6 protein-coding genes are annotated in these 11,528 nt (G+C 33.9%); all 6 read left to right on the top strand.

Annotated features, from left to right (window positions below; genetic code table 11):
* The first annotated feature begins 32 nt into the window (after nt 1-32).
* The 6 genes from IRZ99_RS06945 (at nt 33) to IRZ99_RS06920 (ending at nt 11,510) form a co-directional block, all read left to right on the top strand.
* Complete coding sequence (locus IRZ99_RS06945) at nt 33-854, top strand: alpha/beta hydrolase family protein (RefSeq protein WP_194656574.1); 822 nt, start codon at nt 33-35, stop codon at nt 852-854.
* Nucleotides 855-894: 40 nt separating this feature from the next.
* A complete protein-coding gene (locus IRZ99_RS06940) occupies nt 895-3,246 on the top strand; it encodes a GH92 family glycosyl hydrolase (protein WP_194656573.1) in 2,352 nt (783 codons plus the stop codon).
* 1,191 nt (nt 3,247-4,437) lie between these two features.
* Nucleotides 4,438-4,986 (top strand): RNA polymerase sigma-70 factor, encoded by a 549-nt coding sequence (locus IRZ99_RS06935; protein WP_194656572.1) that lies wholly within the window; start codon nt 4,438-4,440, stop codon nt 4,984-4,986.
* Between the two features lie 134 nt (nt 4,987-5,120).
* Complete coding sequence (locus tag IRZ99_RS06930; protein ID WP_194656571.1) at nt 5,121-6,284, top strand: FecR family protein; 1,164 nt, start codon at nt 5,121-5,123, stop codon at nt 6,282-6,284.
* A 162-nt stretch (nt 6,285-6,446) separates the two neighbouring features.
* Nucleotides 6,447-10,031, top strand: a complete 3,585-nt coding sequence (locus tag IRZ99_RS06925; protein ID WP_194656570.1) for a SusC/RagA family TonB-linked outer membrane protein — start codon at nt 6,447-6,449, stop codon at nt 10,029-10,031.
* An 18-nt stretch (nt 10,032-10,049) separates the two neighbouring features.
* A complete protein-coding gene (locus IRZ99_RS06920; protein WP_194656569.1) occupies nt 10,050-11,510 on the top strand; it encodes a RagB/SusD family nutrient uptake outer membrane protein in 1,461 nt (486 codons plus the stop codon).
* Nucleotides 11,511-11,528: the final 18 nt, after the last annotated feature.

The raw sequence follows: 11,528 nt of genomic DNA, 5'->3' as shown, positions 1-11,528 counted from the left end.
ATGTGGATAAAATCATTTTAAAATTAATAATAATGAAGCTCAAAAATTTACTTTTCCTATTTATACTTTGTACAAGCAGTCTGTTGAAAGCGGCGGTTGTTGATACTGTTCAGACATTCAGCACTTCGATGAATAAACAGATCAAAGCTGTAGTAATTACACCTGACACTTATTCAAAAGGAAAAGAATTTCCGGTTGTTTATCTATTGCACGGCTTTAGTGACAACTATAAAGCGTATGTTGACAAAATGCATGGAATTGAAAACTGGGCGGATCGTTATAACATAATAATTGTATGTGCTGACGGAGGATTTAGCAGCTGGTATTTTGATAGTCCAGTTGATAGCAAAATGAAATATGAAACCTATATTTCTAACGAGTTGATAAGCTGGATAGACAAAAATTATAAAACAATCAAAAATAGTAAAGGCCGCGCCATATGCGGTTTGAGCATGGGCGGGCACGGAGCACTTTATTTAGCATTGCGTCGTCAGGATGTTTTTGGCGCTGCCGGAAGCATGAGTGGAGGAGTTGATATTCGCCCATTTCCTGATAATTGGGATCTCTCTTTACGTCTCGGAAAGTATTCAGAACATCCTGAAAATTGGGAAAAAAATACAGTGATAAATTTATTGAATTTGTATAAGCCAAACGGTTTATCGTTGCTAATTGATTGTGGAACGGAAGATTTTTTTTATCAGGTAAATAAAAATCTGGATGAAGAATTAAGGCGCAGAAATATTCCACATGATTTTATCAGCCGCCCTGGATCCCATGATTGGAATTATTGGAATAATGCCATAAAGTTTCAATTACTATTTTTTTATAACTTCTTTTCAAAGAGTGCTTTATAATCATTAACTAAAAAATAAATTACCTAAAATATATTCTATAATGAAAAAGATTTTAAAAATAGTGCTTATCAGTACATGTTTTATTTTCAATACAGCTTATTGCCAAAAAGAACAAAAAAAACTATCCGATTACGTAAATCCAAACATAGGTACAGCGCATAGCAGATGGTTTTTTTATACCCCGGCCGCAGTGCCTTTTGGATTGGCAAAATTAGCACCTTCTACTAATGCTCACTATGGTAATGAGCAAGGTTGGGAAGCAACAGGTTATGATGATCGTGACACTTCTATTGAGGGCTTTGCCTGTCTGCATGAATTTCAGGTTGGAGGAATAGTCCTTGCACCTTCTGTAGGCAAATTACAAACAATTCCAGGAAGTCTTGAAAATCCGGATGAAGGTTATCGTTCCCGATTTGACAGAAAAGAGGAATATGGGACTTCCGGATATTATTCGGTTTTACTAAAAGATTATAAGATAAAGGCAGAACTTACTGCTACAAAAAGAGTAGGTTTTCAGCGTTATACTTTTCCAAAATCAAGTGAATCTCATATTATTTTTGATATAGGAAACAGGCAGGGTGAAAGTGGCGCAGTAAAAGAATCAAAAGTAATGATGACCGAAGATGGTCGTATTGAAGGATATGTAATTACCAATCCTGAATATGTAAAAAAATATCAGGCTGGTGCCGAAGTTGCCATGTATTTTTCTGCCATACTGGATAAGAAACCGAAAGCTTTTGGTGTATTTAATAAGCAAGAGACACAAGCTGCCAAAAAAGAGATTTCCGGAGTTGGAGCTGGTTTATACTTAACTTTTGATACCAAAGAGAATGAAACAATTACGGTAAAAGTTGGACTTTCTTATACTTCAATTGCTAATGCCCGCTTAAATTTAAATTCCGAGGCTAAAAACACCAATTTTGATAAGGCAAAAAAAGAAGCATTATCTACATGGAATGAATATTTAGGAAGAATTACTGTTGAAGGGAAAAATGAAACAGATAAAATTAAATTCTATACAGGCTTATATCATGCGCTTTTGGGAAGAGGATTATACAATGATGTCAATGGAGCTTATCCAATGAATAATGGGAAAATTGGACAAATACCTTTAGATAACAACGGAATTCCTAAGCACAATTGTTACAATACAGATGCAATTTGGGGAGGATTCTGGAATTTAACACAATTATGGGCCCTGGCATATCCGGATTATTATGCTGATTGGGTACAGGGTCAGCTACTTGTTTATAAGGATGCCGGCTGGCTTGGTGACGGACTCGCAAACAGTAAATATGTTTCGGGTGTTGGTACAAATTTTACAGGATTAGCAATTGCTTCGGCTTATAATTCGGGTATTCAAAATTTTGATGTTACGCTAGGTTATGAAGCAGCATTAAAAAATGAAATTACCTGGAAAGATAGGATTGAAGGTGCTGGAAAAATGGATGTGAAGCAATTTATAGAACATGGCTACTCACCGCAAATAGACGATATCGGTTTTAATACTATTACGGAAGGTTCAGGATTTTCAGCATCCCATACATTAGAATATTCCTACAGTGCTTTTGCAGTGGCACAATTTGCAAAATCATTGGGAAAAACTAAGGACTACGAGCAATTAATAAAATTATCCAAAGGCTGGAAATTATTGTACGATAAAGAAAGCAAATTTATACGCCCTAAATATGCCAATGGAAAATTTGTCGATAATTTTGATCCTGCGCAACCCTGGAGAGGTTTTCAGGAAGGAAATGCATGGCAATATACTTTTTACGTTCCTCACGATATAGAAGAATTGGTACAAACGCTTGGTAAAGATACTTTTAATGACCGATTAGAAAAGATTTTCGAAGCTTCTCAAAAAAATGTATTCGGAGGCGGTACTAAAATTGATGCGTTTGCAGGATTGTCAGGACTCTATAATCATGGAAATCAGCCTAATTTACATATTTCATGGTTGTTCAATTTTTCCGGGAAACCCTATTTAACTCAAAAATGGGTACATGCTATTTGTGATGAATTTTATGGAACCGAAGGAATTCATGGTTATGGTTACGGGCAAGATGAAGATCAGGGACAATTAGGATCGTGGTACGTAATGTCATCTATTGGTTTGTTTGATGTTAAAGGTCTTACCGAGATAAATCCGTCCTACCAGATAAGCAGTCCGATGTTTGATAAGGTAACGATTAAATTACCAAAATCATTGAACAGAAAAGACTTTACAATTCAGGTAGCTAATAATTCTAAAAAGAATGTTTATCTGCAAGAAGCTAAGTTTAACGATGCAGATTTAAAGAATTTAAAAATAAGTCTGGAAGACATCAAAAAGGGTGGAATTATAAAAATGGTTGTAGATGAAAAGCCAAGTCAAAAATGGTCTAACTAAATTTTTTCAGCAAAAAAAAATGCATTTTTATGCTGTTAATTCCATACGCTATGTACCATAATTGGGCAAAAAAATATTATTTTTACCTCACATTTTCGAGGTAAAAATTTAATCAAAACCTTCCATAATATCCAAAAGAAAAAGGAATTAAAAATCGAGTTAAAGTATTATATATAAATGCTTTAACTCGTTTATTTGTTGCTATTTTGCCTAATTATATCCTGCTATTTTCCGATGCAGAAATTAGAAGTCCAGTATTTACTGAGGTTCACAGATCTTGAGGTACAATTAAGGTACAGATCTGAACAAAATATCGCAAAATATTAACAAACAAACCTTGAATTTTAAATTAGAATGTGGAGTTGTTAAACTGTATAACATCTTTTTTAAGAACACATTAATCCAGTGGTTGTAGCAAAATTATGAAATATATTTGATTTAGAGATTTTTTTATATTTTAAATTTAGATTCAGAGCAGGATTCGAACTTTATGTGCTGAGATCCCGTCTTTGCTACGTTTTTATAAATGTCTTGAACCTAATGCACCGATTCTGCACCCAATTCAAATTTCAATTTTTCAATATTAAATCATCACAAAAATTAAAATACTAACTAATTAACAGACAGTAGTATTATTCTTTTTTTTGTATTACAAATATATTTGAAAATACTAGATTCTATAATCATTTATTTAAGTGAGAAATGATACATAAATTATGCTTTCGATCAATTAATTTGTTTTTTTAGCTAATGTAAGTTGAAAATGATATTGTTAAACTGTTATTTTTTTTACATTAAATGCGCGACAAATCCGTAGTAGGGATAGATATTTCAAATTTGAACAGGCATTTTTTTAATCTTTTACTCACATATTTTACTTGGAATTTTTTAAAATTCGAAGAAATGTAGAAAAAAATAGAAAAAAAATATAGACATAGTAAAAATTAAAATGATGCGATATTTTAATACAATCTTAATTCAGAGTAGTAATTAATTTAAAATCTACATTTTGATAATGTTATTTTATTAATTATATAATTATGTAAATCTGTTTTTTTAGTCACTGAGCTAAATTAGAGGGCTTAAATTTTGAAATTAATATTTTGTAATATCTTAGCACCTAATTAAAAAAGTAAACGAAAGTTAATATTAAAATAACTTATCAGGCTTTAAAACACTTCTACGGAAAATATGGAAATACATGCTTTAACATTAAAAGAGTATAAAAGTATATTTGATACTATGTACTCTTCGTTATGTTTATTTTCCAATAAATATGTAGAAAGCCTCGAGATTTCAGAAGACATAGTACAAGAGGTTTTTATTAAAATATGGGAAGATAAAGTAGAATTTCAGAATGAAAATACAGTAAAATCATATTTGTATACTTCTGTAAAAAATCGCTCTCTTGACTACCTTAAAAGTAAATATGTTAAATCAACACAGTCACTTGTAAAAGAAGATATTGCAGATTGGGAGACAGATCCTTTTTTTCTTCGTGAAGTGGTTATCTCAGAAACATCAATTATACTAGAGAAAGCCATAAGTACGCTTCCTAAAAAATGTGCTCAAATTATAAAAATGAGTATGAAAGGAATGACTAGTTTAGAAATTTCAGAAGAGTTGAGCATTTCCCTAAACACAATAAAAGCTCAAAAGAAAATTGCCTACAAACGTCTTAAACCCCTGTTAAAAGACTATTTTGTCCTGCTTGCATTTATATTTGAAATCAGAAATTAATGACTTTTGTGTAAGTAATTTTTGATTTCGTTGCGAATATTTAACCTTTAAGTAAAATACTTTAAAAAAAAAGTCATTTTTTTTTAACCCCCTGTTTAGTTTTTGTCGTCTTAGTATAAAATACCTTCCATAAGATGACCATTTTTAATAAAATAGTAAACCTTTCAAATCAGATTGCTTCGTCACTACTAAAAGGTGAAGAGCCAAAGTCGCTTCATGAGTCCGATCTTTTTGAGGAAAAAGACAAGCACTATATTTTGCAAAATATAACCAAGCCTGACCTACTTAAAGAACGTGCTCAGCAACTTTCAAAAGTTAACAAAAAGAAAGGATGGGAAAAAATACAACAAAAGATAGACACTCCTGTGCGCAAACTGGTTTTTTGGAGATATGCAGCAGCAGCATCTGTCGTATTATTTTGTGCAACATTTTATTTTACCAAAGGTGAATTATCATTTGAATCTGAGAAGTCAGAATCAACAATAGTGAAAGCTACAATTGTGCCAGGTACCGATAAAGCAACACTGGTATTGGCAAATGGACAGACTGTAATTTTAGAAAAAGGGCAAAAATACAATTCGAACAATGTTCATAGTAACGGCAAGGAAATAATATATGATAATGCCCCATCTTCAAAGAATACAATTGGTTTCAATTATCTTACTATCCCAAGAGGCGGACAATTTTTTATAAAGCTTCCTGACGGTTCGCAGGTTTGGTTAAATTCTGAATCACAGTTAAAATTTCCAACCAGTTTTAAAGAAGGAGAGACAAGACAGGTTGAGCTGGTGTATGGAGAAGCGTATTTCGATATCTCACCAAGTACTGCACATAAGGGAGCTCGTTTCGATGTTGCAACTGCAGGCCAAAACGTGGAAGTTTTAGGAACCGAATTTAATATAAAAGCCTATCAGGATGAAAACAATATCTTGACAACTTTGGTAGAAGGCAAAATTAATTTATCAAATAGTGTTGTGTCGAGAATCTTGGAGCCAAGTGATCAGGCTGTTTTAAACCGTTCAAGTCATAATGTGGTTATGAACAGGGTAGATGTGTATAATGCAATTTCTTGGAAAGAAGGAGTTTTTACTTTTCAGGATATGACGCTTAAGGATATTATGAAAGTACTCTCAAGATGGTATGACGTGGATGTAGTTTTCAAGAATAAGAATCTTGAGAAAATCACATTTAATGGAATATTAGATAAAAATCAAAAAATAGAAGAAATCTTAACAATAATAAATAAAACTAACAAGATCCCATATGAAATAAAAGACAAGACAATAACATTTAATTAAAAAATGTAAAGGGAAAAGCGGCTCGGATCTGCAAAATACAAACCTAACTTTCCCCTAGGCGGCCAGTAATTAATCAAATTAACCAATAACCAAAACAAATTTATGGAATTTAAATTAACCAATGCTTTTTCCAATAGGAAAAACGGCATCAAAATTTTTATTATGCGAGCACTGATTCTCTTCCTATCGCTAATATTTTTCAGTTTTGCACCTGATACAATGTTATCTCAAAACGCAAAAATTGTTATTAAAAAAAATCGTAGTGCTACAGTAGATGAGGTCTTTGAACTGATCAAACAACAAACAGATTATAGATTTATCTACCGTTCTGATATGTTCGAAAATGTACCAAAAGTACAGCTCGAAAAAGGAGTTTTAAACGTGAAAACTCTTTTAGAAATGACGTTATCAAAAGGAAATTTCCAATTTGAAGAGTCTGCAAACAATACGATTATTATTAATGAGCCTTCTAAGAGTATTTCTTCTAATAAGGTTTTTGAGCCAATAAAGATTAAGGGAAAAGTTGTAGATTCGAAAGGAATGCCTGTCCCTGCAGTGAATGTCATGATAAAGGAAACGAAGAAAGTTGTGGTCACAGACTTCGATGGTAGTTTCACTATTAGTGCAGAAAAAGGGCAGACTCTGGTATTTACTTTTGTGGGATATAAAAGCCAGTCTGTTAAAATTGAAACTGCCAAGGAATTAAATATTATTCTGGCGGAAGAAGTAAGTGAATTAAATGCTGTTGTCCTTACAGGTTATTATAGTCAATCTAAAGACAGGGCAGCGGGTTCATTTGCAAAACCGGATATGGATATTGTACAGGAGCGCTCTTACAGCATGAATGTCCTTCAGAGAATGGATGGATTAGTTGCAGGTTTAACTATTAATAATGCTCCAAGTTCTTCGCAAAATCCATTCCTTATTAGAGGATTGTCAAGTATTGGAGTTCAGGATCCAAATGATCCAACCTCTTATATTGGAACTAACAGAAATCCGTTAATTGTAATTGATGGTGTTGCTTATGATGATGTTTCTTTCGTAAATCCTCAGGATGTTCAGGATATCACAGTTTTAAAAGATGCAAGTGCAGCTTCTATCTGGGGGGCAAGAGCTTCTAATGGTGTTATTGTTATAACAACAAAAAAAGGGAAAAACAGCCAAAAATTAAAAGTAAGATATGATGGATTTACAAGTTTTCAAGGTAAGCCGGATTTAAATTATCTGCCCGTGTTAAACAGCCAACAGTTTATTCAAGCAGCAAAAGATGTATTTGACCCTGTATCATATCCTTACAGTCAGGTTTCTGCATTTACAGGTACTGCGGGTAAAGGAATTTCTCCCCACGAACAGATCTTATACGATCAGAATAGAGGACTAATTTCTGAAGGCCAGGCAAACGCGCGCTTAGACAGTCTAGGTTCCATAAATAACGTAAGGCAGATGGGAGATCTGTTTTATCGAAACGCAATGCTTACCAATCACACAATATCACTGTCAGCGGGGGGAGACAAGCACTCCTTTTACGGCTCTATTTCTACTACCAACGAACAGAATAGTAGTCCAGGGGACAAAAACAACTCCTATAAAATAAATCTTAGACAGGATTTTAAATTCAATGATAATATCAACATGTATTTAATTACTGATCTGACAAATAACGTTTTATCGTCTAAAAGACCTTTAGATATTGATAGCCGTTTCCTGCCATATCAGCTATTTAGAGATGCAAGCGGAAATAATATTTCTATGCCGTACATGGGGATTTTAAGTGAAGAAAACAGACTTGATTATGAGCAGCGCAGCCGTATCAGTTTAGATTATAATCCGTTAAATGAGCTTGATTATGGTTATTCAAAAACCAATTCATTATTAAACCGAATTATTGGAGGAGTAAATATCAATATTTTTAAGAACTTAAAGTTTGAAGGCGTTTACGGATTTATCAAAGGTTACAATGATAGTAAAATATACGATGATACTCAAAGTTACGCAGTTAGAAGTCAAGTTGTAGAGTTTACTGTTGCTCCGACAGTAGGATCAACCCCTGTTTATTACTTACCTGCTGAAGGAGGAAGATATTCAGTTGAGAATCTTAATCAGCAAAATTGGACTATTAGAAATCAACTGACTTTTAATAAAAGCTGGCTTGATGATAAACATAATTTGACAATTCTAGCCGGACATGAATCCCAAGAAAGGACAGTAGGAACAAACAGAAGTACTGTTCGTGGTTATAATCAGGAACTTTTAACTTATGGATCTGTAGATTATGCAACTCTTGAAAATACAGGAGTTTTCAATCCTGTAATGCCAAATGAATTTGGCAGAAGCATTCTGCGAAATGATAGTTTTAATGAAACAGAAAGCATTTCAAGATTTGAATCTTTTTATTCTAATGGATCTTACATGTTTAATAAGAAATATGCACTTAATGGCAGTTTTCGTATTGACCAAAGTAATTTATTCGGCATTGACAAATCGGCACAAAATCGTCCCGTATGGAGTGTAGGCGGTAAGTGGATTATGAGCAATGAATCCTTTATTGGCCAGTCAAGCCTCCTTGGCAATTTGGCTTTGCGTGCTACCTATGGTATTACGGGTAACTCTCCTCTTCCAGGCATAGCATCTTCATCAGATATTTATCAGCCAGTAAGAGGTACCTTTTTACCAGGCGGAGTAGGTTTATCACTAGCCACACCAGCCAACAGAAAATTGACATGGGAAAGTACAGAGAACATAAACATTGGAATTGATTTTTCTATGTTCAACGGTCGATTGAATGGAGCTGTTGATGTATATCGTAAAAAAACGCAGGATCTTTTGGGAGAACTTCCAACAAATGCTTTCGCAGGTTATTCGTCTGTAATTGGTAACTACGGAGATATGGAAAATAGAGGAATTGAATTAACCCTTAATTCTACAAACTACCGAAATAATAATTTTTCATGGTCTACTATTTTCACGATGGCCTACAATAAAAATGAAATTACAAGTCTAAATAATATGAATCCTATTACTACTGGAGCTCAAAGGATAGGACAGTCATTTGCTGAAGGTTATTCAGCATTTGCAGTATTTGCTTATCGTAATGCAGGTCTTGATGCTGTGGGAGATCCTTTGGTCTATTTAGCTGATGGATCAACTACAAAAGATAGAAATGTTACAACTCCAGATGATGTAGTATACAATGGAACTTATCAGCCAGTTTGGGCAGGTGGATTGTCTAACACGTTTACCTATAAGGATTTTGGTTTAAGCGTTAATGCAATTTACAATTTAGGTCATGTAATGAGAAGAGATGTAAACCAATTTTATACAGGAAGACTTAATGGACAAAGTGCGCTTTACGGTGGTTTTACCACAGGCAATGTTAATTCAGAGTTTGACAGCAGATGGAGAAATCCAGGTGATGAAGCAACTACAAATATTCCATCTTTTGTCTCAAATTCAGCAATAAGCGATTCCAGAAGGGACGTGTCGTATTATACTTTGTCTGACATTAATGTTTTGGATGCATCCTATATTAAGTTAAGGGATATTACTCTATCCTATAATTTGCCATCAATATTAATGAAATCAATTGGTGCAGATGCTATTTCTTTAAGACTTCAGATGTCCAATATCATGCTATGGAAAGCAAATGATGCAGGAATTGACCCGGAATTTCAATATGCTAATTATGGTGTAAGAAATCTTAAGACGAATCAGGAAAGTTTAACACTAGGAGCTAACATATCGTTCTAATCCTTAAAAAAAATAAAGATGAAAAGTAGAATATTACATATAAAATCCATTTTATTTCTAGTAATGATATTAGGATTTGTCTCTTGTGAAGAAGAGTTCTTAGAAATAAACCCAAAAGGAAGAATAATTTTAGAAACAACAGCAGATTATAACCTTGCGCTATCTAACCAGAATTTAATTAACATTGACTACGGTTTTGGAGTTAGTGCTTCGCAAGTAATTATGGGCGATGAAATAGTAGCTTATAAACCTTATTTTGATGGTACAACGCTTCGTCATCAGAGATTTTTTCGTTATGAGGGAGATGTTTACCAGCCAGACGAAGATGCTATGGAGATGGGAAGTCTTATGACGAATATTTACGCCTATAATGTTATTATTAATGGTGTTCTTAGCTCAACACAGGGCACAGATCAGCAGAAAAGATCGCTCCAGGCTGAGGCAATGTCAGGCAGAGCATGGACTTATTTTTTGCTTATTAATTATTATGGTAAACCGTATAACGATGCCACAGCTGCAACAGATCCTGGATATCCTATTGTAACAGATGCAGATGTTACACTTACTGCATTCAATAGAGGCAGTGTACAGCAAGTTTATGATTTCATTATCAAGGATCTTACAGATGCGATTCCTAGTCTTCCAACAGAAAGCACTTCTCGTATTCGTATGACAAAAGCGGCTGCAGAAGGAATATTAGGAAAAGTATATGTTTTTATGGGACGTTTTGATCAAGCCTTACCACATTTAAATGCATCAATTGCCGGTCTTTCTTCAGGATCAATTCCTTTGGGACTTCATAATTACAATCAAACTTTTGCCAGTGACGGGGAATTCCAGCCTATAACTATTTTTGGTCCAACTTATCCAATTCTTCCTAATGATAAGGAAATCGTTTTTGGAAAACAGTTTGTGAACAGCAATACTTTTTTTAATAATGAATTTGTATTGTCACCAAGTGCGGCGGCTCTTTTTGGTTCGTCAGATTTAAGATTAAACTTCTATTCACCAAGTGCCTTTTTTGCAGAAGATTATCCAATTGGTATGTTAAGACGTGTAAGTCCATCCAATACGCAAATTGGGGTGATTATACCAGATTTGTATCTTTTAAGAGCTGAATGTAAGGCAAGATTGAATGACCTGGCCGGAGCAGTAACAGATGTTGAGACATTGAGAAAAAACAGAATGCCTCTTGCGGATATGGCTGTTCCTTCGGATGCAGCTGGAAGTCAGCAACCACTTGTTAAATTCATATTGGAGGAACGTATTAGAGAATTTGCTGTTCAAGGCTACAGATGGTTTGATATGCGCAGACTTTCTGTCGACCCAGTGTATAAGCAGACTATTAATTTTACTCACACATTATATGATGCTGATGGTAGTGTAAGTGAAACATATCCACTTTCAGAAGACAGACTAGTGTTGAAATTCCCTCAAAAGGTGATCAATCAAAATCCTGGGATGGAGAATAATCCGTAATTAAGTAATAATTAAATA

The organism is Flavobacterium sp. LC2016-12 (assembly GCF_015351595.1).
Lineage (GTDB): Bacteria > Bacteroidota > Bacteroidia > Flavobacteriales > Flavobacteriaceae > Flavobacterium.
The sequence above is the reverse complement of the archived record's forward strand: the minus strand, read 5'-3'. Positions and strand labels throughout refer to the sequence as shown.